General features: G+C 44.6%; 1 protein-coding gene. It reads right to left on the bottom strand.

Annotation, left to right across the window (positions count from 1 at the left end):
- On the bottom strand, window positions 1–455 hold a 455-nt coding region (locus AB5935_RS27280), incomplete at both ends, for a glycoside hydrolase domain-containing protein (protein WP_368328011.1).

Here is a 455-nt window from a genome sequence, read left to right on the forward strand (position 1 = left end):
CGTAAATGCCCTGCAAAATCTTTTAAAAAACTGAACCAGTAGTCTTCATAAGCGGCCTCACCGGGTTTGGCTTCTACAAAGCGAATACGATTGGTAGCCTGATCGTAATAATCAAACTTCAAGGCCCACGGAACCAATGTATAGCAATTAATCTGACGATCGATCCCCAAACTCATCATAAACTCTACCCAACGGTCGAACACGGTATAGTCATACACCCAACTCCCGTCTATTTTCTTCATACGGAATACCATACTGTCAAAAGGATCTTCTGTCTGTCCTGCCCATGGATGATGCATTACCGAGGCTGTGATTACTTTCTGCCCGGCATTTGCCAACTGCTGCATCAAGGGTTTCATAATATCGAAATGCTGCCGGCTCCACAAAGGAACATTATAATAGCGTGCCACAGCATACGGGTTCTGCCATAAGTCAAGATGAAAAACCCATTGAGC

Source organism: Phocaeicola sp. RTP21198st1_B8_RTP21198_201120 (assembly GCF_040929485.1).
Taxonomy (GTDB): domain Bacteria; phylum Bacteroidota; class Bacteroidia; order Bacteroidales; family Bacteroidaceae; genus Phocaeicola; species Phocaeicola dorei.